The organism is Arthrobacter sp. R1-13 (assembly GCF_054161475.1).
Genome location: NZ_CP096420.1, coordinates 3,780,792 through 3,802,952 on the forward strand (window position 1 = coordinate 3,780,792; position 22,161 = coordinate 3,802,952).

At 62.2% G+C, this 22,161-nt stretch carries 20 protein-coding genes and 2 pseudogenes; 11 read left to right on the plus strand and 11 right to left on the minus strand.

The features are described 5' to 3' along the window. Positions 1-258 precede the first annotated feature (258 nt). On the plus strand, positions 259-1,284 hold the full coding sequence (locus M1D88_RS17535; protein ID WP_458112015.1) for a hypothetical protein: 1,026 nt from the start codon (positions 259-261) through the stop codon (positions 1,282-1,284). A gap of 13 nt (positions 1,285-1,297) precedes the next feature. On the opposite strand, the gene M1D88_RS17540 is transcribed toward M1D88_RS17535, so the two are convergent. Continuing rightward, positions 1,298-1,465 (minus strand): hypothetical protein, encoded by a 168-nt coding sequence (locus M1D88_RS17540; protein ID WP_458112016.1) that lies wholly within the window; start codon positions 1,463-1,465, stop codon positions 1,298-1,300. A gap of 8 nt (positions 1,466-1,473) precedes the next feature. Beyond that, a complete protein-coding gene (locus M1D88_RS17545; protein WP_458112017.1) occupies positions 1,474-2,514 on the minus strand; it encodes a glycosyltransferase family 2 protein in 1,041 nt (346 codons plus the stop codon). Positions 2,515-2,933: 419 nt separating this feature from the next. On the opposite strand from M1D88_RS17545, the gene M1D88_RS17550 reads away from it, so the two are divergent. From M1D88_RS17550 to M1D88_RS17565, 4 genes and pseudogenes are all read left to right on the plus strand, one after another. Then, positions 2,934-3,293, plus strand: a complete 360-nt coding sequence (locus M1D88_RS17550) for a hypothetical protein (RefSeq protein ID WP_458112018.1) — start codon at positions 2,934-2,936, stop codon at positions 3,291-3,293. 58 nt (positions 3,294-3,351) lie between these two features. Beyond that, positions 3,352-4,831 (plus strand): annotated as a pseudogene (locus tag M1D88_RS17555) (DUF222 domain-containing protein); the annotation flags it as partial. A 236-nt stretch (positions 4,832-5,067) separates the two neighbouring features. After that, entirely contained in the window at positions 5,068-5,301 is a 234-nt protein-coding gene (locus M1D88_RS17560) for a hypothetical protein (RefSeq protein ID WP_458112019.1), read from the plus strand. 406 nt (positions 5,302-5,707) lie between these two features. Then, complete coding sequence (locus tag M1D88_RS17565) at positions 5,708-5,983, plus strand: hypothetical protein (protein ID WP_458112020.1); 276 nt, start codon at positions 5,708-5,710, stop codon at positions 5,981-5,983. A 75-nt stretch (positions 5,984-6,058) separates the two neighbouring features. Here the strand turns inward: M1D88_RS17565 and M1D88_RS17570 are convergent, their stop codons facing one another. Continuing rightward, positions 6,059-7,420, minus strand: coding sequence for an Nramp family divalent metal transporter (locus tag M1D88_RS17570; RefSeq protein WP_458112021.1), 1,362 nt, complete (start codon positions 7,418-7,420; stop codon positions 6,059-6,061). A 198-nt stretch (positions 7,421-7,618) separates the two neighbouring features. Here M1D88_RS17570 and M1D88_RS17575 point away from each other — a divergent pair, with 198 nt between their 5' ends. From M1D88_RS17575 to M1D88_RS17585, 3 genes are read left to right on the plus strand one after another with little or no spacing between them, the layout of a single operon-like run. Next, entirely contained in the window at positions 7,619-8,287 is a 669-nt protein-coding gene (locus tag M1D88_RS17575; protein ID WP_458112022.1) for a response regulator transcription factor, read from the plus strand. Further along, the gene (locus M1D88_RS17580; RefSeq protein WP_458112023.1) at positions 8,284-9,711 is read left to right on the plus strand and encodes a HAMP domain-containing sensor histidine kinase; all 1,428 of its coding nucleotides are present in this window, start codon (positions 8,284-8,286) and stop codon (positions 9,709-9,711) included. The genes M1D88_RS17575 and M1D88_RS17580 overlap by 4 nt, the downstream gene beginning before the upstream one ends. After that, positions 9,704-10,765, plus strand: coding sequence for a TAXI family TRAP transporter solute-binding subunit (locus M1D88_RS17585; RefSeq protein ID WP_458112024.1), 1,062 nt, complete (start codon positions 9,704-9,706; stop codon positions 10,763-10,765). Before M1D88_RS17580 ends, M1D88_RS17585 begins: the two co-directional genes overlap by 8 nt. 21 nt (positions 10,766-10,786) lie before the next feature. On the opposite strand, the pseudogene M1D88_RS17590 reads toward M1D88_RS17585, so the two are convergent. After that, positions 10,787-11,124: pseudogene (locus tag M1D88_RS17590) on the minus strand (SDR family NAD(P)-dependent oxidoreductase); the annotation flags it as partial. Between the two features lie 16 nt (positions 11,125-11,140). On the opposite strand from M1D88_RS17590, the gene M1D88_RS17595 reads away from it, so the two are divergent. The 3 genes from M1D88_RS17595 to M1D88_RS17605 all read left to right on the plus strand — a co-directional run bounded on the left by M1D88_RS17595 (position 11,141) and on the right by M1D88_RS17605 (position 14,419). Beyond that, positions 11,141-11,299, plus strand: a complete 159-nt coding sequence (locus M1D88_RS17595; protein WP_458114621.1) for a hypothetical protein — start codon at positions 11,141-11,143, stop codon at positions 11,297-11,299. 77 nt (positions 11,300-11,376) lie between these two features. Then, entirely contained in the window at positions 11,377-13,743 is a 2,367-nt protein-coding gene (locus M1D88_RS17600; RefSeq protein WP_458112025.1) for a beta-galactosidase, read from the plus strand. Between the two features lie 136 nt (positions 13,744-13,879). Next, entirely contained in the window at positions 13,880-14,419 is a 540-nt protein-coding gene (locus M1D88_RS17605) for a DinB family protein (RefSeq protein WP_458112026.1), read from the plus strand. Between the two features lie 21 nt (positions 14,420-14,440). Here M1D88_RS17605 and M1D88_RS17610 read toward each other — a convergent pair whose 3' ends face one another. From M1D88_RS17610 to M1D88_RS17640, 7 genes are all read right to left on the minus strand, one after another. Next, positions 14,441-15,916, minus strand: coding sequence for an aromatic amino acid lyase (locus M1D88_RS17610; RefSeq protein ID WP_458112027.1), 1,476 nt, complete (start codon positions 15,914-15,916; stop codon positions 14,441-14,443). A gap of 94 nt (positions 15,917-16,010) precedes the next feature. Next, the gene (gene hutU / locus M1D88_RS17615) at positions 16,011-17,714 is read right to left on the minus strand and encodes a urocanate hydratase (protein ID WP_458112028.1); all 1,704 of its coding nucleotides are present in this window, start codon (positions 17,712-17,714) and stop codon (positions 16,011-16,013) included. Between the two features lie 26 nt (positions 17,715-17,740). After that, positions 17,741-18,655: an ABC transporter substrate-binding protein gene (locus M1D88_RS17620; RefSeq protein WP_458112029.1), complete on the minus strand. Its 915-nt coding sequence runs from the start codon at positions 18,653-18,655 to the stop codon at positions 17,741-17,743. A 93-nt stretch (positions 18,656-18,748) separates the two neighbouring features. Continuing rightward, a complete protein-coding gene (locus tag M1D88_RS17625; protein ID WP_458112030.1) occupies positions 18,749-19,471 on the minus strand; it encodes an ABC transporter permease in 723 nt (240 codons plus the stop codon). Then, positions 19,468-20,118 (minus strand): ABC transporter permease, encoded by a 651-nt coding sequence (locus M1D88_RS17630; RefSeq protein ID WP_458112031.1) that lies wholly within the window; start codon positions 20,116-20,118, stop codon positions 19,468-19,470. Before M1D88_RS17630 ends, M1D88_RS17625 begins: the two co-directional genes overlap by 4 nt. Then, positions 20,115-21,221 carry an ABC transporter ATP-binding protein gene (locus M1D88_RS17635; RefSeq protein ID WP_458112032.1) on the minus strand — a complete coding sequence of 369 codons (1,107 nt, stop codon included), beginning with the start codon at positions 21,219-21,221 and terminating at the stop codon, positions 20,115-20,117. The genes M1D88_RS17630 and M1D88_RS17635 overlap by 4 nt, the downstream gene beginning before the upstream one ends. Beyond that, positions 21,218-21,904 (minus strand): IclR family transcriptional regulator, encoded by a 687-nt coding sequence (locus tag M1D88_RS17640; protein WP_458112033.1) that lies wholly within the window; start codon positions 21,902-21,904, stop codon positions 21,218-21,220. The genes M1D88_RS17635 and M1D88_RS17640 overlap by 4 nt, the downstream gene beginning before the upstream one ends. Positions 21,905-22,161 lie beyond the last annotated feature (257 nt).

Below are 22,161 nucleotides of genomic sequence, written 5' to 3' on the forward strand. Positions count from 1 at the left end.
ATTACCGGTCTCAACTTATCCATCTGCTATTGCGTTTAGCGACTGCGTTGATTGATGATCATCTTGTGCTCGCTGGGGGCACGAGGCTGCTCGAGGGGAGCGCCAACGCAATAGGGGGCGTGCATGTCGTCTTTTTTTAGGTCCCGTTTGTCCGGTCTCAGGTCTTCGCGGGTGGTCAGACCCTTGGCAGTGGTTCTGGTTTCCGGCCTCACTATGCTTACCGTTGTGAGTTCTTCCCAAGCGGCAGATACAACTCCGATGTCATCAGATCCTGGGCCGGCAGGAAGCTTCGCCTGGAAGGGCTTCAACTGGGAGAAGAGATTCTGGGGTGGCGCCCCGCAGTACAACAAGCTGTTCAGTGCAAATAATGTCAGCAATCCCGACGCTAACGGCCACATCACCATGAGCCTGACGAATCCCACTGGTGGGGACCCCGTAGGCGCAGAATTCCAGTCCACACGCCAGGGCTTCGGCTACGGAACGTACAGCACCACCGTGGAAAAGAACGTGAGCCTTCTCCAAAAGGAAGTCGTGTGGGGGTGCCTGTTTACTTACGATCCTCTTGCTGCGCCGGGCTACAACGAGATTGACCTTTGTGAGGCTTCTGCCTGGGGAGGCGGAGCAAGCTATGGCGAATCCTGGCCCGTAACCCAAGCCCATGGCTACTGGTTCGACGCGAGCAAGCCCCCCGGTCAGGGGAACAACACCGTAGTTTTTAATACCACCAGCGATCCCATCCTCACCCACAAAATGGTTTGGGAGCCTGGCAAGCTGACCTTCGAGACCTATGCCGGTCAAGGGTATACAGGGCCGTTGTTGAAACGGACCATTCTGCAGGGAACCACGGTTCCCAAGCCCGCCAAGGAACAAATCCACTTCAACCTGTGGGTAACTGGCGGCGGCGGAGGCGATCCTGCCCGCATCAAACCGGAGTCGGTGATCATTCGGGACTTCTCGTTCACACCTGCAGCGGTGGCACCTGCTCCGGTCTCGGCCATCAAGCTGAGTGCAGTCAACGCAAAGGTCAAAGGCGTCAACAACACCACCGTCCGTTGGACAGGGGCCGCAGGAACCACCGTCACGCTGCTCGTGAACGGAGTCCGGAATAGCGTGCCCAACACCGGCAGCTACGTCAACAAGTTCAAGGGAAGCGCCACTATCAGTTATCAGCTTTGCGATTCGGCCGGATGCTCAAATACCGTGAGCATCCGAACGCATGAGGAATTGGTATACAAGCAACTGCCCGGGGCTAAGCGCTTTGGGGCCACCCCGGGCAGTTCCTGAGGTACTTTGCTGATTAGACCTCAGACTTGGCTTTCACAGGAACAATCCGCTTGATTGCCGCACCCAGGGCGACCAAGGCAAAGGCTGCCAAACCAAGCCAGAGGATATCCCCGGCGCCAGTCAATGCCAGTGTTCCGGCCCCTACTCCTGCTGCCGCGGGGGCCGCTACGTTGTTATACATAGATCTCTCTACCAAGCTTTCTTGTTGTTCAGGGCTGCATCTAAATAGGCCTTCGAGTGGACCACCTGCAAAAACAGGTCGATCACCAGTTCGTACATCGTTGCGGCCGCAAGCATGTATTTCCATCCCCTGAGCCGCACTGTTACTACACGTTCGATCACGAAGACACCGGTCACGGCGAGCCAGAAGGGGTGCAGGTGCAACCCGGATCCCGTGCCCAGTGCAAACGCGATCGTGCCAAAGTAAATAAGGGTCACCAGGACACCGGTCATTGCTAAGAGCTGCCGTCCCCAATACGGCCGCGTGACTCTGGTCCAGCCGTACTGGACACAGTTCTCCACAGCTCCACGCTTCCACCGAAGCCGTTGTCCCCACAGTTGCCGCCAGGAAGGCATGATCTCCGTGACCAGGGTGCAGTCCGCCGGTGACTTGATCCTGTAACCAAGTGTCAGCAACGCGAAGGAGAGCTCATTGTCCTCGGTCAGCACGGTGGTGTCGTACACCCCACCCCAGCCATTCCCCGGAGGGAGGGTTCCTTCCAGCCGCGCCTCCACAACGTGTTCAAGGGTCAGCACCCGGAACAGCGCCGCTGTGCCGGTGACAACGAGGCATTTCCCATTGAGCCGCTTAACATCCCTCGCATACCTGGCGTACTCGTTGCGCTGCAGGTGACCTACAAACCCACCGCCGGTTGCTCCGCTGAACACCCCACCCACAGCGCCGAGAAACGGGTCGGCGAACAGGTGGCCGACGGCCCTTTCAATGAAGTCAGGGGAGAGCTGTGAGTCCGCGTCCTGCACCAGGATAAGATCATCCGATGCCAAGCCAGGAAGGACGCCTGCAAGCGCGAAGTTTAGGGCACCGGCTTTCTTGTCTGTGTTGCCCACAGTCCTGATCACTTCTGCTCCATGAGCCAAGGCAATCGCCTCTGTGTCGTCAGTGCAGTTGTCTGCTATAACAATTACCCGGTGAGGGACGCAGGTCTGGCCTGTTAGGGATTTAATGGTCTCCCCGATTCCCGCGGCCTCGTTGTGCGCCGGAACCAGCACGGTAATAATCGAATTACCGGCTGGCCGATAGCGCCCGCCCCTAAGCATCAAATGCAGGGATCGCGGCCTTCACGCATAATTCAACATGACAATTTGCCCCAGCACGCATGAATCCATCCCTATAGGTCTTTTTGGCCACACATTTCGCCTGATTCTTACAGCGAAAACTCAAATCTTATGAAGCAAATTGGCAAAATGAGATCATCTTCTACCAAACTAATTGAGCTAAATTTACGCAATTTATACGCAAGATATTGACCTCGGAAAGTTCCGACGTCGTCCGCTTGGGTTTGTTGGACAGGAGCCCATGCGCCCGGAGGCAAAAGCGCTTCTCGGGCGGGGATGCGGTGGCACGACTTTCGGGGCTACGGTGTGCTTGGGGATGAGTTCCGTTTGGTAGCTAGACCAAAGGATGAGCAATGGGTGATGTGTGGCTCCGCACCATCAGCAATGGCTTGGTTCGGGCAGATAAGGTCACTGAAATTGGTTGTTCCCGTGGGTCCCTCCACGAGGAAATCGGATATTCAGTGAAAGTAGTCGCGGGTGGCAAGGCCCACCCCCTCATCGATGACAGCGACCTTGAGGGAACCATGGCCGAGAGAATGGAGCACGCACGCCAGATGCTCGACGCCTTACTCAAGGCCATGGACGCAGCAGGCAACGGCGGCTACTCCACGGTCATCAGCCACGAACCTGCCAGCGGTCGTTGGAGGCTTACGCCGTCGTCCGAGCTTGCCCCGGGGGTTGAAGTGCCCGGCGTCGAGGTGCCTGGAACGTAGGCGTTGACGCCCCGGCTAAATTGTCGGTGGTCGCTGAAAGACTCTTTTCATGGGGGATATGCAGGGGTCGACGGCGGTACTCGCTTTGGCGGGCAGCGGCACGTCCACGGGGGACGTGCCTGTGGGCGATGTGTCTGTGGGCGTCGCGTCTGTGGGTGCTGTGAAAGTGGGCGCCGTGCTGTTGGCCCTGGCACGGGTGCGTCCCTGCGGTAACAGCGTGGGCATGATTGAACAGTTGCGGGAGCTGGAGGACCTGAAATCCGCCGCAGCCGCACTGCAGGCCCGCATCGCCGTGGCGTTCGACGCCGACCAGCGCCGCACCCAGCGGGAGGCCGGGGTGCCTGCTGCCGAACTGGGCAATGGCGTGGCCGCGCAGATCGCCCTGGCCCGGCGCGAGTCCCCCGCCCGCGGCGGCCGGCTCCTCGGCCTGGCCAAAGCCCTCGCCACCGAAATGCCCCACACCCTCACCGCCCTGCAGACCGGACAGCTCAACGAATGGCGCGCCAACCTCCTGGCCAGGGAAACAGCCTGCCTCACCGCCCAGGACAGGTGCGCGGTCGATGAAGAACTCGCCGCAGACACCGGAGCGCTCTCCGGGCTCGGGGACCGGGCCCTCATCGCCGCGGCCCGCACCGCCGCCTACCGGATCGATCCCCGCTCCCTGGTCACCCGCGCCGCGAACGCCCACACCGACCGGCACGTCAGCCTCCGCCCGGCCCCGGACACCATGACCTACCTCACCGCCCTGCTCCCCGTCACCGCAGGCGTCGCCGTCCACGCCGCCCTCACCCGCCACGCCGACACCCTCACCACCACCAACACCTGCACCGGCGGGGAGACCGGCTCGGATACCCGGTCCCGCGGGCAGATCATGGCCGACACCCTCGTCGAACGGATCACCGGAACCCCCGGCGGGATCACCGGCATCGAAATCCAACTCGTCATGACCGACCGCACCCTCCTCCAAAGCCACAGCGAACCCGCACGCCTGCCCGGCTACGGCATCGTCCCCGCCCACTGGGCCCGCACCACCATCCACCCCACACACCTGCAGCCCACGGACCCCGGGCACACGGGGCCCAGCCAAAACGCTCTCAACTCCACGAACAAAACGCTCAACCCCACGGACCCCGGGCAAGCTCTCGAGGCCACTCCCGACACCGTCCCCAACACAAACAAGCCCCTGAACGTCTGGCTCCGCCGGCTCTACACCGCCCCCGGCACCGGCGACCTGATCGCCATGGACTCCCGCGCCCGGCTCTTCCCACCCAGGCTCCGCCGCTTCATCCAGGCCCGCGACCACACCTGCCGCACCCCCTACTGCAGACGCACCCATCCGCCACGTAGACCACATCATCCCCTGGCACCAAAACGGCACCACCACCACAACCAACGGCCAAGGCCTCTGCGAAGCCTGCAACCACACCAAAGAAACCACCGGCTGGACCACCCACACCCACCCCGGCCCACGACACACCACCGAACTCCACACCCCCACCGGCCACACCTACCACTCCACCGCCCCACCCCTCCCCGGCACACCACTCCCCGGCACAGCGTTACCCAGTGCTCCCCAACACGCTGCTCCCCAACGCGCGGCCCACCGGCAACGACGCGATCTCCTCCACCGCGCCAAGACGCGGAAGCGTGCCCGCAAAAAAAGAGCCGGAGGCAGCTTAGGCGGTGTGAAATCCTTATCCCGAGTGCCATTGATGAGACTGGACGCAATCAGACCGGGCGGGATAACGCAGGACGGATCGAACAGGGAGGACTCATGGCTGATCGTCCAGAAGGGGAGCGCGTAAAAAACTGGTCAGGAACAGCCGCTCCGTATTCGAGGAGCTTCGCACGTCCGTGCGCCGGAACCGTCACGCCACTGCTCGATGCGGTAGGGGAAGCCATCGGCGGTCTCGGCGGCAGGGGCTTGCTGGATGTGGGCTGCGGTACGGGAACCCTTGCGGCCCGCGCTTCCGTCCTGGGCGCACGAGTCACTGCCATCGAACCCTGACCCGGGTTTCGTGGTGAACCATGTAGAGGATCCACGCTCAGCTGTCGCTGATCTCACGCGGGTCTGCGCTTCTGGCGGGGCAGTGGGGGTTACGATCTGGCCCTCAGGTTCGTCCCCTATGCACGCCCTCTGGGCTGAGGTCATCAGTGCCAGCGGGGCGCTTACACCGCCCCCGGAACATCTGCCGGCTGACAAGGACTTCGAGCGGACAGGAGACGGACTCACTCCTACCCGCCGAGGCCTTGACGGCTGTTGGCATCCGCGAGGCATTTACAGGACAACGGGAGCGGAGCTACATTAATGCTCCGGCCGCAGGCCAGAGTCGAGTCTGCCCTGCGGTGATCGGGACCTGCAAGAAACCAGCTACTAGGCTGTGCGGCTGGGGTGCAGCCGGTAAGGAACAACCATGAGCCCCACTCCAAAACAGCCTGTGACCGATGACAGCATCAAGGTGCGCCAGGTCAGCCATTACCAGTTCACGTGGATAGCCGGAGACGCCGGAAAACGTGGCACGTGGACGCTCCAGCTGGTGCTGGACGCCGGGGCCTGGGAGGAATTCCTGACGATCGAAGCCGACGACGCCGACAACCTTCAGGATCTCCTGTCCACTGCCCATACTGTTTTCTACGACGTCAGCCGCCAGACCCTCATGTTTGGCACCACGAAAGTGGGCCATCACTAGCCTTTGAAACGCAAAGAGTACGACGGCGGGCGCTTCTGCCGTCGTACTCTGCGTTTAATATGGGCAGCTACCCCGCTAACCGCCGAAGATCGGCGAAAGGGAGGTCCAAAGCTGGCGGATCCCCAGGATGACGAACAGCAGGGCACAGATCCCCAGCGCGATATTCGTGTGCAGCTTGTTGGCCCAAACCTTTGGGATCCTCTTGCCATTGAGTAGGCCCAGCAGGGTCAGCGCGAGGAACGGCATGAACAGTGCACCCAGTGCGCCGTACGCAAGGATCAGGCCGATGGGCTGGCCCAGCGCGAAGAGAATCATGGGTGGGAACGTCAGCCACAGGATATAGAACTTGAAGTACTTTCCACCCACCCGGGTATCCGGATGGCCTGATTCCTTACCCCGCATGTTGCCCCAGAAGTCAGCAAACATCAGGGAGACACCGTTCCAGACGCCAATGATTGAGGAGAAGGAAGCCGCCCAGAAACCGATCAGGAACCCTGCCCCCACGGTATCGCCGTATTCTGCCTTCAGAACATCGTAGAGGTCCAGCAGGCCTTCGTCGCTCGCGCTGAGCGAAACACCAGCAGAGCGGACAACCTCGGCACCCACAATGAGCATCGCAATCACGAAGATACCGGTCATGACGTAGGCCATCGAGTTGTCGATTCGCATGACTTTCATCCACTTGGGGGTGTACCAGCCCTTCTCCCGCAGCCAGTATCCGTACGCGGCAAGGGTGATAGTGCCGCCGACGCCACCGGCCAACGCCAGCGTGTAGAAAACGGCATCCTTTGCCTCCGGGATCATGGGAATCAGGCCGGTGAGCATCTCGGGAATGTTCGGCGCCGCAATGATGGCCAGGCCCACGACACTGATGAACATGAGGCCCACCAAAGCGGCGGTGATCTTCTCGAAGGTGGCGTACTTACCCCACCACACCATGGCAAAACCGGCCAGGCCCATCAGGATGGCCCACGCCCATAGCGGCAGGATGGGGAACACTGCTGCCAGAGGCAGGGCAGCGGAGGACATGGCTGTTGCTCCGTATACGAAGCCCCAGATCATGATGTAGGGACCGAAGTACCATGTAGTCCATTTGCCGAGGGAGCGCCATCCCTCGAAAATCGTTTTTCCGGTTGCCAGAGTGTAGCGGCCTGCTCCTTCTACAAGGATGATTTTCAGGACCACGCCAACGATGACTGCCCAGAATAGCCCGTATCCGAAGCGGGAACCGGCCACGAGAGTGGCCACCATGTCAGCCGCACCCACGCCGGTGGCGGCCACAACCAGCCCAGGGCCGATGATGCGCCATTTGGCAGGGCGTCCGCCGTCGTCATCAATGCGGTCCGCGTGGCTGACAAGGCCGGACGGGCGCTGCTGGTCAGCAGTAATCAGCGGCTTTCCCGATGGGTTGGTGCTGTCCATGGCATCGTTGCTCATGGTTCCTCCTCGACGTTGAATGTCCCCGGAAAGATGAGGACACCAGCCAAGCTATGCGTGACGGGGAGCACTTCCAAGGTAAATTCCACTTTCCTAACACTTCCTTAGGTAATGCCGGCTCCGGACTTAGGTAATGGGGGCAGGTTCCACCTACGATGTGGTCTGCAGGTGCTCACCCAGCTGAAAGAGACCCAGGCAATGGAACTGCTCATCGTCGAGGACGACGACGCCATGGCGTCTGCGCTCGAAGCAGCCGTGGTCTCAGCCGGGCACAAGGCAACCAGGGTTTCCCGTGGAACAGATGCTCTGCTGGCCCACCGGAACTTCGACGTCATCCTCTTGGACCTGGGACTGCCGGACCTTGACGGACTCGACGTCCTTCGGAAGCTCCGCCAGGTGACCCGGTGCCCCATTCTGATCCTTACCGCCCGGGACGATGAGCGGAGCGTGGTTTTGGGCCTTCGGCTCGGCGCCGATGACTACCTGGTCAAACCGGTGAAGCTCGTGGAGCTGCTGGCCAGAATCGAAGCTGTCACCAGACGGGCGGCGTGGACGAAAGACACGCCGAGCCGCACTCTTGTGGTAGGAGAGCTCGACGTCGACCTCGACCGCCGCGTCGCCGCCGTCGGACCTCGTGTACTGGCCTTGACCGCAACCGAGTTCGACCTCCTGGCACTGCTGGTCCAGCATGCGGGATCGGTAGTCACCCGGGAGCAGATCCTTGACGTCCTTTGGGGCGATGCTTTTATGGCGTCCTCCCGTAGCCTTGACGTCCATCTGACGGGCTTGCGGGCGAAGCTGGACCTGCCCGGTTTCATCATCAATGTTCGCGGTGTGGGGTACCGGATCGAAGCGGAACGGGCATGAGGTTGCGGGTGCTCAGTGTCCTGAGCCTACTGTCCTTGGTTATGGTGATCGTCGTGTCCTACGCCCTGGTGACGTCTGCCAGCAGGGAGCTGACGCAAGAACTCCAGATCAACAGGGTATCGTCGCTCAACCGCTTCGCCCAGCTTGCCTCCGATACAGCCCTGGACGGCGACTTCACTAAGCTCCAGAGGGAGATGGACCGGTATTCCGAGCTCTACGATGAGGGCATCATCATCCGGCTCCAGGACAAGACGCTGCGGTCCGGAGACTTGGATGAGGACCGCCTGGATGTCCGCAACGCGATATCCCGCGCAAGCCTGAACCTGACCGACACAACCCTGCCACCCCTGCTTCCCCTTGAAAGCGGCTCCGAGGTGATCTCAAGATCGTTCGGCAGCGCGAACCAGGTCCTCGGTGAAGCTGTCCTCGAAGTGAATCAGGACGCCGCAAGGCAGAAGCTGCGCGAGCGCTGGCTTGGCATCGGACTCGGAGCAGCAGGCTTGGAGGCTATCCTTCTCCTCCTGGCCAGCAGGGTAACCGGCTGGGTACTGCGCCCGATTCATCGCCTGAACACCGCGGTGGGAGAACTTGCGGCCACGGGGAGGACCAGCCAGCTCCCGGAAGACGGCCCCCCGGAGCTGCGGGAACTGAGCCACTCCTTCACCACTATGGCGGAGACGGTCACGGAAAGCATCGAGTCCCAGCGCAAGCTCATTGCCGACACCTCGCATCAGTTGCGCAACCCGGTGGGAGCCCTGAGGCTGCGGATCGATCTGCTCGAGCTCGAATTGCGGAACAGCACCGAAAAGTCAGCGGTGACGGGAGTCGTCGACGAGCTGGAACGCGTGGAAGAAATCCTCGACGGCGTCCTGAAGCTCGCAGCAGCCGAACACCGGGCTTCCGTGGGGGTAGCCAGGAGCACCATCGGGCAGGCCGTCCCCCAGCCCGAAACTGTCATTGATCCGTGGGTGGTGCTGCAGGAGGAAGTCGAACGGGCAGGCCCTGCGGCTCGGCGGGCCGGATGCCCGTTAATTCTCGAGACTCCGGAGAGATCGGTTGAGCTTACGTGCAACGCCACGGAATTGGCGGAAATGGTGGGCGAGCTTCTGAACAACGCGATCAAGTATGCCCCCGGCGCAAAGATCATGGCAGGCATCCGCCTGCTCCCCCGGAAGCTGGTCATCGAGATCGCCGACGACGGCCCAGGCCTTTCGCAAGATGAAAGGACCGCTTCGCTCGGCCGGTTCTGGCGCTCCCCCCAACACCGGCATTTGCGCGGTAACGGACTGGGCATGGCTATCGTGTCCCGGCTTGCCGGCGCCAACGGCGGGAGCCTGAGACTGACGCAAGGGGATCCACGTGGTTTGGTCGCCCGCCTGGAATTTCCCCACACGACTCCAACGGACGGGTCAGCCCATGCGTAACCTCGCGGGCAGCCACCTCCGGCAGGCCAATGTGCAACTACCGCGGCGTAAAGTGCTCCGGACCGCGGTGGCCTTCGGGCTTGCCGGGCTGATCCTTCCGGCTCTGGGCGCCTGCAGTCCTGAGGAGATACCGGAAAATCTGACGGTGGCGGGCGGTGAGCCCGGCGGCTTCTACCTTGAATTTTCCACCTTGCTTGCCGAATCGCTGCAGCGCCACGGTGTTGCCCATAATGCCATCCCTATGACCACTGGAGGCAGTCTCGAAAACATCGCCCGGCTGATTGCCGGAGAGGCGCACTTTGCCGTCGCGCTAGCCGATGCGGCAGTAGAGCAAGCGTCCTCAGAAGCAGGGAACACGAACACAGGTAACGGGAATCCAGGGCGGATAGTGGCCCTCGGAAAGGTCTACGAGAACTACGTCCACTGCGTGGTGCGGCGGGACAGCGGCATCCTCAGCCTGATGGATCTCGCAGGCAAGACGGCAGCCATCGGTGCGAGGGGATCCGGAACGTCCTTCACCGCCCACCGGATTATCCAGGCAGCGGGGCTGGGCGGACCGTCCGGTGGCTCTTCCTCAAACAACCCTCGACCCCACGAGCCCGTAAAGGAGCTGACCTTGGGCCTCAACGCAGGACTGGCCGCCCTCCGGGACGGTTCGGTCGACGCCATGCTGTGGTCAGGTGGAGTACCCACTGCAGCCATTACCGCGGCAAACGGAGAACTCGGCCTCCGGTTCCTTGACCTCTCAGACCTCATCCCGGCCATGCGCGCCGAATTCGGTGCCTTTTACGACCGGGTCCTCATCCCGGAAGGCAGTTATGAAGGGACTCCTGCGGTAGGGACCCTCGGCGTGGCGAACCTGCTCCTCTGCAGGCGTGATCTGGATGACCAGACGGTGACGAAGACTGTGGAGCTGCTGGTTGGTCATGCTCAGGAACTGATTCCCAGATCCAGTCTTGGTGTGCAGTTCCTCAGCACGGAAACACTGATCAATACTGCAGGGGTGCCACTTCATCCTGCTGCCGCTGCGAGCTACCGGCGGCTGCACGGCTGAGTCCGGTTCCCTTCCCGGCAAAGCCAGCTGGGACCCGAAGGACGCCTGGATGTTGGTGATGGTCGGTCCGGGCGCAACAGCATTGAAGCGCAGGCCCTTGGGCCCTACATCACGGCGGAGTTCTTGGTGAGGCAAACCACGGCGTGCTTTGAGGCCGTGTAGGTCGCCCCGGCCGCGGAGCCCCTGAGTCCGGCCTCGGAGGCAACGTTAACCACTGAACCTGTTCCCGCTTCAAGCATCAGCGGCACGACGGCGCGGGTCAGGCGCAGGACGGACGTTACGTTGATGTTGAAGACTCTTTCCCGCATCGCGTCGTCCACCTCGTGGATGGGGGCGAAGTTATCCATGATTCCGGCAAGCGTGAATACTGGTGGGATGAACGACGACGACCTCCTGACCGCTGCTCCCCGCACTACCGGACGGCCAGTGACCATCGATCCCGACGCCGTCGCATGGATTGCCCTGCAGCTGTTCTCGCCGGGCTGCGGAACGCGATCATTGCTGCGGCGGCTGTCCTCCCGGACCTCTCGGTGACGCCGGGGGCGTCTCCGCCTGATCGCCGAACACCCCGAGTTGGCAAGCCGGGGATGAACCTCAAAGGAGATTGATCTATGGCCGCTTTGATGTCGCCAAGTGCAGACAGGTCCCTTCATGTCTCGCACAAACCTTGGGATTCGCCGCTCATGTCACCGGCAATGAGCAACACGGTGGACCAGCATGAACGGTACCGGCTGACCAACCGCTTCATTGAAGTCCTGCAACGGCCCTGCATCCCCGTCTCGGGGGAAATCCACTTCAGCCGGCTCCCCCGGTCGCGCTGGGAGGAGCGTCTCAGGCTAATGAAGGCCGGCGGCGTCACCGTCGTCGCCTGTTACGTCTTTTGGATCCACCACGAACAGCACGAGGGCGAGGTGGGTTTCGAGGGAAACCTGGATGTCACCGCCTTCGTGCGACTGTGTAAATTGATCGGGCTGGACGTCGTCCTGCGCATCGGCCCCTGGTGCCACGGCGAAGTCCGGAACGGCGGGTTCCCGGACTGGCTGCAGGCCGCCAAGGTCAGGCATCGCACCAATGATCCTGCCTACCTTCAGCTCGTGGCACGCTGGTTCAGCCAGCTCGGCACCCACCTCAATGGCGTCATGGGACCGTCGGGCAACGTCATCGGCATCCAGATTGAGAACGAACTGTATACCGAACCGCAACACATCACCGAGCTCAAGAAGCTGGCCCGGATGGCAGGCCTGAACGCGCCGATCTGGACAGCGACAGCGTGGGGCGGGGCCGACCTCCCCCATGACGAGGTCCTGCCGCTGTTCGGCGGATACGGCGACGGCTTCTGGGTGGAGGCGGACTCCCCCTGGGACCCCACGTTCCGGGAACACTTCTTCTTCAGCCATGTCTGGGACGATCCCGGGATCGGGGCCGACCTGCGTGTACACCTTGGCTCAAGTGATACAGGTGCGGACCCTGCCAAGCCCCGGATCCCCTCTCCCTTGTACCCGGCCGCCACCTGCGAGCTTGCCGGGGGGATGGCCACGGCCTACCAACGCAGACCATGGCCACAGGCACTGGACGTTGCCGCCGTTGCCCACAACAAGATCGGCAACGGCTCGGCCTGGCAGGGCTACTACATGTTTGCCGGCGGGGCCAACCCGGCCGACAACCTCCAGGAGTCCCATGCCACCGGCTATCCCAACGATCTGCCGCGCTTCGACTACGATTTCCACGCCCCGATCGGCGCCTCCGGCAGGCTCAGCGCAAGCTTTGCCGAACTCAGGAAGCAGCACGCCTTTCTCTCAGCCTTCGGGGACCGCCTTGCCCGGATGCCTTCCACCTTGCCGGATACGCTGCCGGAGGGGATCGACGATACTTCCACATTGCGCTGGGCCCTGCGCAGCGACGGCCACTCCGGTTTCGTGTTCATTACCTGGCATCAGCCCCACATCCCGCTGACTCCCCATGCCGGCGCGCGCTTCGAGGTCGCCTTGGATGCCGGCTCAGTGACTTTCCCGAGCCGGCCTGTCACCGTTCCTCCCGGCACGATTGCGCACTGGCCCCTGAACCTGGAAGTCGGCGGGGTGACCCTCGAATGGGCCACGGCCTCGCCGCTTACAATCCTCGGCCCGGACACCTCGCCGACCCTGGTACTCGCTGCCGAAGCAGGAATTCCAGTGGAACTTCGTCTGCCGGAGGGTACGTCGCTCGGCGGCCCTGTCGATGGCTCGGCCAGCAATACGTCTGTTATCGACGGCAACGTCCTTGCCAGCGGATCGGTTGTGCTCGAGGCCAGCTCGGCGGACGCTGCGCTCAACATCCTGGTCCTGTCCCCTGAATCCGCCAATCAGGCTTGGATTGTGGATACCGCTGCTGGAAGGGAACTTCTCCTCTCGGAAGAACCTGTGTGGGTCGCGGCCAGCGGACAGCTTGCCGGCCGGTCCGCCGGTGTTCCTGACGTCCGGCGCTACAACCCGGCGTCGGCCTCCTTTGAAGCCGTCCCGGTGGAAGGTGCTTTGTCCGCTCCCCCGGTACTGCGTCCCGCCGTCGAACTCCTCCGTCCTTCCCAACCGGTACCGGACACGTTCGGCTCTTCGGCCGGGCGTGCCTCTGCCCCGTCCCAGGAAACCATCGATGCCCTCTCTATGTCCTACAAGGTTGGAGTGCCTGCTGAGATCTTTTCGGGTGGGGAGCATGCCGAGCTGGAGATCGCCTGGGCCGGAGACATCGCGCAGTTGCGCGTTGACGGCGTCCCGGTCGCGGACAGGTACTGGGATGGCTCGCCCTGGGTCCTGGAAATTCACGACGCCGGGATCACGCCCGCGTCCGACGTCACCCTCCAGATCCTTCCGCTCTCGAAGGCGGCGAGGGTGGGGCTGCCCCGGGAAGCAGAACGACGACGGGATTCTGTCCCGGGAGATCTCGCCGCGCTGGATTCCGTGCAGTTGATCCCCTGGAGCAGTTGGGATGAGAAAGTCAGCTAGGGCGCGGTCGTGACCTTCTTTCAAGCTGAACTGGCCCCTGGAGCGGAGACTCGCCGTGTCGTGACCATGTTTTGAGGCAAACAAGGTCACGACGGCGGGTCGGCTTCCACCCTCATTGCCGATAGGCTCACCAACCATGACTGACATTGACGAACAAGGCCGCCCCGAACCTCCTCTTGCAGGCGACGAGGCCGGTACCCTCCTGGGGTTCCTCGACTTCCAGCGCGCCACCCTGGCTTGGAAGTGCTCCGGGCTGGACTCCGCCGGCCTTAGCGCTACTGTGGCGCCATCCTCACTGACACTCGGCGGTCTTTTGAAGCACCTGGCCTATGTCGAGGACAGCTGGTTCTCCGAATCGCTGTTCGGGCGGGACCCGCAGCCGCCCTGGGACACTGTGGACTGGAAGGCGGACCGGGACTGGGAATGGCATTCGGCCGGCGCGGACTCTCCCGAGCATCTCCGCATTCTGTGGCAGGACGCCGTCGACCGCTCCCGCTCCCTGACTACCGAGGCGCTGGCCGACGGCGGGCTGAACCGGTTGGCCAGCCGCGCCAGGCGGGACGGCACAAGACCGAGCTTGCGGTGGATCCTGGTTCACATGATCGAGGAGTACTCCCGGCACAACGGCCACGCCGATTTCCTCCGCGAATCAATAGACGGGCTGACCGGGGAATAGCCTGGCGGCACTACGCTGTCCTTACGCGCCGAGATCACGGAGGACGATATTGGTGGCCGCATCGAGGTCTTTCCGGAGATCCCGATCGACAATGTTGCTATCCAAATCCAGACCTGCGGCCATCATCTCTTTGAGTCGCGGGCTACTGAAATTGTCTATCCGATGCCCTTGGAGCCGGATCGCTCGAATGGCGCAGAGGAGCTCAATCCCTAGGACTGTCGGAAGGGCCTGCACAGTAGATTCCAGCTGTTCAACGGCCACGCTAGCGAAGCTGGCATCCTCCTCGGCACCAAGGGAAAGAACCACAGTCTGCAGACTTGCCGGATGCGAATTGGCTCGAATGCGGCCAACCGCTGCCGCAGCAACATACTCGAGGGCCATGACGCCTGATTGTCCTGCGTCGTCCGCAGCCAAAAACCGGTTCAGGTCCGTGTGGGCGGGATCGCAGAGAAGGTTGATCCGGCGCAGGTTGGTGGCGCAGGCGGATCCCACCGCAATCTGAAGAGTATCGATCCGCCGGGCCAAATTGGTCATTTGAAACAGGCCATGGTGGGACACGTTACTGGCTCCATCGGTCTGCCATCCGTGGACCATGGGATTTTCATGTCCGGCCACGACCAGACGGGCGAGAAGCTCTCTGAGCGACGAGAGCTCTTCCAATTGCGACCCGAACACCTGGGGCAGGGTTCTAAGACAGTAAGGATCCTGAATCCGTGCAGGAGCACCGCGCCCCTCAACGAGTAATCGCAGGGTGTTGGCGGCGACTGCGACTGCTTTGGTGTCTGCCGCTGCCGCGACGGCTGGGCTGAAAGCCTCGGCGTTTCCGGATAGCGCAATAAAGGACAACGCGCTGATGGTGACAGCGTTGTGCAGCAGACGCTCCAGCCTCTGATGCGACAAGGCAGCGCGCGCAATAGTGAGTGCGTTGGAACTGATGAAGGGAAGCGCGTCACCCGAATCCCAAACGTCCAGCCTGGTGCGGAGCCGGCCGTCTCCCATTGGGGGTCGCTCCCCCAACAAAGTCAAGGCCGTTCCGGCCAGGGCGGGCAGGTCCGCCGTGCCGATGCCGCCGAACTCGCGAACCTCTGGGAGCGTGTCGTCATTCAGGAGTCGCACGAGAGCCTGGGCTATCGCCGGATCGATTCCCGAGGCCCCCGCGGCCAGCTGTGACAACCTGACCACCAGCATGGCCCGGACAATCTCCGGACCCAAGGCTTCACCTGCGTCCGCGGCGTGGCTTCGCAGTAGGTTGATCCCGTGCCGAGTCTGCTGCCCTCCCGCCAGGTTCTCCGGTTCCAAAGCTATTGAACGGTTCGCACCTACGCCCGTCGACCTCCCATACACTGGCCGTCTGGCCGCAGTTTCCCTGGCCGCCCGCCGAGAAAATTCCATCCGCTGTATTGCATCTGGGGTCAGATGGACTTCCACTCCCCCCGCAGCGACTGAGGCTATATCAGCCAGGGCAAGAGTGGCACCGTCGATTTCCAGGAGGGACATGATTCCTTCTTTTTGGGATCGATTGCTGCGTAGGTGCCTTTTGGTGGGTCTAAACGGCGGTTACGGAGCAATCGATATGGGGTGTGGGCCCTGGTTAGCGGGTTTCTGGGGCCTCTGCCATTGGGAGGCGGACGCCGCGTTCTTTGGCGACGTCGAGGGCGCGATCGTAGCCGGCGTCGGCGTGGCGGATGACGCCCATGCCGGGGTCGTTGGTGAGGAGCCGTTCGAGCTTTTGGGCTGCGAGGTCGGTGCCGTCCGCCACGGAGACCTGCCCGGCGTGGATGGACCGGCCGATCCCCACACCGCCGCCGTGGTGCAGCGAGACCCAGGTGGCCCCGGAGGCGGTGTTGAGCAGCGCGTTGAGCATGGGCCAGTCCGCGATCGCGTCCGAACCGTCAGCCATTGCCTCGGTCTCCCGGTACGGGGAAGCCACCGAGCCGGAATCCAGGTGGTCACGGCCGATCACGATGGGGGCCTTGACCTTGCCGTCCCTGACGAGCTGGTTGAACAGCAGGCCTGCCTTGGCCCGGTCCCCGTAACCGAGCCAGCAGATCCGCGCCGGGAGGCCTTCGAACTCGACCCGTTCCTGCGCGGCGTCGATCCAGCGGTGCAGGTGCTTGTTCTCCGGAAAGAGTTCCTTGATGGCCTCATCGGTGACCCGGATGTCCTCGGGATCGCCGGAAAGCGCCACCCAGCGGAACGGGCCCAGGCCCTCGCAGAACAACGGCCGGATATACGCCGGAACGAAGCCGGGGAACTCGAACGCCCTGGCGTAGCCGCCCTTGCGGGCCTCATCCCGGATCGAGTTGCCGTAATCAAAGACCTCCGCCCCCGCGTCCTGGAACTCCACCATAGCCTGCACATGCCTGGCCATCGAGGCCTGGGCCTTCTTCGTGAACCCCTCCGGATCCGCCCCGGCCTCACGGTGCCACTCCGCCACGGAGATGCCCTCCGGGAGGTAGGACAGCGGATCATGCGCGGAAGTCTGGTCCGTGACAATGTCCACCGTCAGTTCGCCCGCATTGTGCCGGCGCAGGATCTCCGGGAACACCTCCGCGGCGTTCCCCACATACCCCACCGACCAGCCCCGCCGCTCCTCCTTGGCCGCCAGGACTTTGGCAATCGCGGCGTCCAGGTCCGTTTCCACCTCGTCCAGGTACCGCTTGCCCGCACGGCGGCGCAACCGGGTCTCGTCGACGTCCACTATCAGGCACGCGCCCTCATTCAGCGTCACCGCCAGAGGCTGGGCCCCGCCCATTCCGCCGCACCCCCCGGTCAACGTCAACGTGCCCGCGAGCGTGCCGTCCTCGTCCCCGGTCAGCTTCCGGGCGATCGCAGCGAACGTCTCAAACGTGCCCTGCAGAATGCCCTGCGTGCCAATATAAATCCACGAACCCGCCGTCATCTGCCCGTACATCATCAGACCCTCGGCCTCAAGCCGGCGGAACTCGGGCCAGTTCGCCCAATCCCCCACCAGGTTCGAATTCGCCAGCAGCACCCGCGGCGCCCACTCATTCGTACGGAACACACCAACAGGCTTACCCGACTGGACCAGCAGCGTCTCATCCGCCTCCATGGTCTCCAACGTGCGGGTGATCGCGTCGAATGCTGCCCAGGACCGGACGGCCCGGCCCGTACCGCCATAAACCACCAGATCATCAGGACGCTCAGCCACCTCGGGATCCAGATTGTTCATCAGCATCCGCAACGGAGCTTCAGTCTGCCAGGACTTAGCAGTCAACACGGTGCCGCGGGCAGCTTTGACCGGGCGGGCACCGGTAGTGAAATCGGCGGTCATAGATGTCTCCTTCAGTAACTTCTTGCCTAGACCAGGTTCTTCGATTTCAGCCACTCCTTGGCGATCTCACCCATGTCCTCGAACTTTGCCACCCGCCCGTTCATCTCAATGAGGTCTTCGGTGGTGAGGGCGGCGGAGACCTTGTTCAGCACGTCCTTAACGGTGTCCGTGGTCTTCTTTTCGTTGATAATCGGAACGATGTTCTCCGAAAGGAAGAGGTTCTTATCGTCTTCCAGGGCTACAAGGTTGTTGGCTGTCAGGGCGGGATCGGTGCTGAAGAGGTCGGCAACCTGGATCTGGCCTGAAATCAGGGCGTTGAGCGTCAGTGGACCACCGGCGTCGAGCGCTGAAAATTCCTTGAATTCCAGGCCGTAGACGGACTTCAGGCCGGCAACACCGTTAATTCGCGTCTTCCATTCCGGCGGACCGCCGAGCACGAGCTCCTTGGCAACCGGCTGGAGATCCCCAATGGTCTTGAGCGAGTACTTGTCAGCAGTTTCCTTCTTCACCGACAAGACGTCCTTGTCCTCCGCCTCGGAGGCCTCAAGCATTATCAATCCGGCGGGGACCTTGGTGACGAGTTCCTTGGCGACGTCCTCAGAGGAGGATGCCTTGGTTTCTGCATCGAGGTACTGCAGCAGTGCCCCACCGTATTCCGGCATCAGGTCGATCGAACCGTCCTTCAGAGCGGGGATGGTGACTTCACGGCTGCCGATGCTGGACTTTTCCTGGACCTGGACGTTCTGCGCCTTCAGGGCTTCGGCATAGATCTTGGCGATCAGCTGGCTCTCGGGGAAGTCAGCGGACCCGACGATGATGCTGGATCCGGCATCTGCCGGAGCCTGGTTGGTGGAGCTGCTGAGTGGGTCGCCGCCCCCGCAGGCGCTCAGAGTGAGGGCTGCTGCGGCAGCCAATGTCAATCCGGTCAGGTACTTTTTCATGGAAATCTCCTAATTTAGGGCAGGCTGTGGCCAGGAAAATACGTCAGCGAAACGAGGAAGAGGAAGAGAGAGGCCCCTTGAAGGCCGGACTTGTCAGGCGGCGGCCGGGATCACCGGGGCGTCGGACACGCTGGTTACAGTCTTGAGAGTGCGGCGGGTCAGTCCGGGTGAGACAACGCGCCGCGTGATGAAAGCAAGCAGTTGGTCGAAGAACAGGGCAAGCAAGGCCACCAGAACGGCACCGGCCACCATTTGGCTGAAGTCGTTCTGGGCTTTGCCGTCGATCAGCAGCCGTCCAAGTCCTCCGAGCGAAATGTAGGCGGCGATGGTGGCGGTGGAAATGATCTGGAGCAGCGCGCTGCGCACCCCGGACAACATCAGCGGAAGGGAACAGGGAAGCTGGACATCGGTCAGGATTTTCATCCTGCGGAACCCCATGCCCCTGGCAGCGTCAACGGCGGCGGAGTCAACAGCCCGCACACCGGCGTAAGTGTTGGTCAGGATGGGAGGGACAGCCAGCAGGACCAGCACGATCAGGCTGGGCACAACGTAGCCCATCTTGGACGGAAAGGCCGGCGAGATCAGCAGAACCAACAGAATCAGCAGGCCCACGCTGGGAAGCGCACGCAGTGCATTCGCGAGGCCGGCGATCATGAAGACGCCTTTGCCAGTGACTCCGATGTAGATGCCGAGGGGAATGGCCAGCGCGGCGGCAATGGCCAGCGCGATGAGGGAGTAAAGGAGGTGTTCGCCGATCAGGGTTGGAATTCCGTCGGCGCCGGTCCAGTGTGCAGGGTCAAACAGGTAGTTCATCATGATGCCGCCACCTTGGGAGTCCACGGTGTCAGCCACCGGTTGAGCAGGATAATGAGCCCGTCAAGAATCATTGCGAGGACGACGCACAGAACGATGCCGGCAATGATAGGAGTGAAAAACCGCAGCTGGAATCCCTGGGTGAAGAGGGATCCGAGCTGCGGAATCCCCAGCAGCGCAGCAACGGACACGAGGCTGACGTTGGAGACAGCCGCCACTCGAAGGCCCGCGCAGATGACAGGAACGCTGACCGGAAGCTCCACTTTCAGGAAGCTCTGGTAACCGCGATAGCCCATGGCTTTCGCCGCTTGGACCGTGTCTTCCGGGACGGAGTCGAGGGCATCGGCCACTACACGGACCAGGAGTGCCACGGTGTAGATGGTCAGCGCAGCAATGATGTTGATGGGATCCAGGATCTTGCTTCCCAGGACGAGCGGCAGCAGGACGAACAATGCCAGCGACGGCACGGTATACAGGAGCCCGGCCAGTCCCACCAGGAACGGATAGACCGAACGCTGGCGGCGTGCCCACCATCCAAGCGGGAGCGCTATGAGCAGTCCCAGAATCAGCGGCGTTACTGCCAGCAGGACGTGCCAGCCGAAAAGGAACACAATGTTGTCCGATTGGCGGCCAAGCCATTCAAAGTTCATCGCGCCGTCTCCAGATGCGGTTCCGCCTCGATCGCCTTGATGACGTCAGTGGCCGTCACGGTTCCCAGCAGTTCGCCGGCAGGGCCGACGACGACGCCGCGACGGCTGGGCGAGGACAGCGCCGCATCCAGCAACTGACGCATATTCCCTGACGAAGAGGCTGACGTCCCGCTCAGGTTGAGGTGCTCGTGCCGTACTTCAGCGGTGATCCGTTCGACCTGTGCCCACCCAAGTGGTTTCCGGCCGTCGTCGACGACCAGGACCCAGGCCCCGGAGGCTTTGATTCGTGCCTCCTCGACGGGGGCACCGAGCTGGACGACAGGCTCATCGCGAATGTCCACGGCGCCCGCAGAATCGGTGAATCCCAGGGAGCGATAACCCCGGTCGCGGCCAACAAAGTCGGCAACAAAGTCATCCGCTGGCGCCGTCAGCAGTTCAGCGGGCGCGGCCATCTGGGCCAGGTGCCCACCGACACGCATCACCGCCACCTGGTCGCCGAGCTTGAGGGCTTCGTCGATGTCGTGGGTGACCATAATGATCGTCTTGCCGATCTCCCGTTGCAGCCTCAGGAATTCGTCCTGCAGCTGCGCCCGGACTACAGGGTCCACGGCGCTGAAGGGTTCATCCATCAACATGAACGCAGGATCCGCAGCCAGGGCACGGGCAACGCCGACCCTCTGCTGCTGCCCGCCGGACAGCTGCCAAGGATAACGCTTTGCAAAACTGGCTGGCAAGCCGACCCGCTCCATAAGCTCAAGCGCGCGGATCTTGGCCTTCTTCGGGCTCTCCCCAAGCAGCAGCGGCATGGTGGCGACGTTATCCACAATGGTGCGGTGCGGGAACAAGCCCGCGTGCTGGATAACGTAGCCGATCCTTCGGCGGAGCAGGGCCGGGTCCATGCCGGAGGTGGGCTGGTCATCGAGATAGATGGTGCCGCTGGTCGGCTCAATAAGGCGATTAATCATCCGCAGGGAAGTGGTCTTGCCACAGCCTGAGGGACCAACCAGAATGGTCAGCTTGCCTGTAGGGGCTTCGAGATTCAACCCGTCGACGGCGAGCGTACCGTCCGGATACGCCTTGGTGACATTTTCAAATTTGATCATTTTGCTTCCATGCTTTCCTGGGGCATTTCATGGTCTCCGGAGGGCGGTGTGAGGATGTTGCTCGCGACCTCCACCAGTTCCTCTCCGATGTGCAAAGCCTTCTTTTCGTTCAGCCGGTAACTGGGCACCACGATGCTCATCGCGGCCACCGTCCGACCACCCATTACGACGGGTGCGGCCACGGCCGTTACATCGTCCTCAACGCCGCTTCGAACAACTGCGAAGCCCCGGTCAGGCTGGCGCCCCGTGAGGATCTGCCCCGCAGCCGAGCCTTCAAGCGGGATGCTTCTTCCGACCCAGCTGGCGTGTCGGACGGAGTGCGTGCCTTCGACGATGGCTATGTAGATGCCGGTATCGCCAGGTCCGGGAATGCTGAGGTAACAGGATTCGCCGGTCTTGGCTACAAGCCCTTTCATCGCGGGGGTACACAGTGACACCAGGGATTCGTGGCCCAGGGCCAAAGCCCCGAGCTGGATCACGCTGGCGCCAGGGCGGAAGTTTCCGCTTTCGTCCCTGGATACGAACCCACTGGCTTCGAGGGTGCGCAGAAGGCGAAGTGCCGTGCTGGCTGACAGGTCTGCGACGCGCGCTGCGTCACTCAGGCTGAGGGCACCGTCTGTGCATACTGCGCTTAGCAGGGCAAGTGCCCTTTCAACCGTCCGGGTGGAGGAATCTGCTCCCACTGCATGCCTGCTCTCAAGTGGCCTGAATCACCTTGTCTGCCATTTAGTAAAAACCAACTTTCACTCAATGGCAATAGGAAGTTCTTAAGTTACGGCGTTTTCCTTCAATCCCGAACGAAAGCCCCACTCAGGAAAACAGCATGTTTCCGAGCTGTAAAAACTTCCAGAAACTCTCACCAACCCTTGCTACCTAATGGAATCTGGTTTTTACTTGGTGGCAAGTACTGTGCTCGGGACTCCTCTCCTGATCGCTTTCA

Coding starts and splice junctions, on each gene's coding strand:
- M1D88_RS17625 (WP_458112030.1), bottom strand. CDS start 19,471: ATGATGAACTACCTGTTTGACCCTGCACACTGGACCGGCGCCGACGGA.
- M1D88_RS17610 (WP_458112027.1), bottom strand. CDS start 15,916: ATGTCCCTCCTGGAAATCGACGGTGCCACTCTTGCCCTGGCTGATATA.
- M1D88_RS17595 (WP_458114621.1), top strand. CDS start 11,141: ATGAACGACGACGACCTCCTGACCGCTGCTCCCCGCACTACCGGACGG.
- M1D88_RS17550 (WP_458112018.1), top strand. CDS start 2,934: ATGGGTGATGTGTGGCTCCGCACCATCAGCAATGGCTTGGTTCGGGCA.
- M1D88_RS17630 (WP_458112031.1), bottom strand. CDS start 20,118: ATGAACTTTGAATGGCTTGGCCGCCAATCGGACAACATTGTGTTCCTT.
- M1D88_RS17605 (WP_458112026.1), top strand. CDS start 13,880: ATGACTGACATTGACGAACAAGGCCGCCCCGAACCTCCTCTTGCAGGC.
- M1D88_RS17560 (WP_458112019.1), top strand. CDS start 5,068: ATGGCTGATCGTCCAGAAGGGGAGCGCGTAAAAAACTGGTCAGGAACA.
- M1D88_RS17565 (WP_458112020.1), top strand. CDS start 5,708: ATGAGCCCCACTCCAAAACAGCCTGTGACCGATGACAGCATCAAGGTG.
- M1D88_RS17580 (WP_458112023.1), top strand. CDS start 8,284: ATGAGGTTGCGGGTGCTCAGTGTCCTGAGCCTACTGTCCTTGGTTATG.
- M1D88_RS17600 (WP_458112025.1), top strand. CDS start 11,377: ATGGCCGCTTTGATGTCGCCAAGTGCAGACAGGTCCCTTCATGTCTCG.
- M1D88_RS17535 (WP_458112015.1), top strand. CDS start 259: ATGTCATCAGATCCTGGGCCGGCAGGAAGCTTCGCCTGGAAGGGCTTC.
- M1D88_RS17620 (WP_458112029.1), bottom strand. CDS start 18,655: ATGAAAAAGTACCTGACCGGATTGACATTGGCTGCCGCAGCAGCCCTC.
- M1D88_RS17570 (WP_458112021.1), bottom strand. CDS start 7,420: ATGAGCAACGATGCCATGGACAGCACCAACCCATCGGGAAAGCCGCTG.
- M1D88_RS17575 (WP_458112022.1), top strand. CDS start 7,619: ATGGAACTGCTCATCGTCGAGGACGACGACGCCATGGCGTCTGCGCTC.
- M1D88_RS17540 (WP_458112016.1), bottom strand. CDS start 1,465: ATGTATAACAACGTAGCGGCCCCCGCGGCAGCAGGAGTAGGGGCCGGA.
- hutU (WP_458112028.1), bottom strand. CDS start 17,714: ATGACCGCCGATTTCACTACCGGTGCCCGCCCGGTCAAAGCTGCCCGC.
- M1D88_RS17635 (WP_458112032.1), bottom strand. CDS start 21,221: ATGATCAAATTTGAAAATGTCACCAAGGCGTATCCGGACGGTACGCTC.
- M1D88_RS17585 (WP_458112024.1), top strand. CDS start 9,704: ATGCGTAACCTCGCGGGCAGCCACCTCCGGCAGGCCAATGTGCAACTA.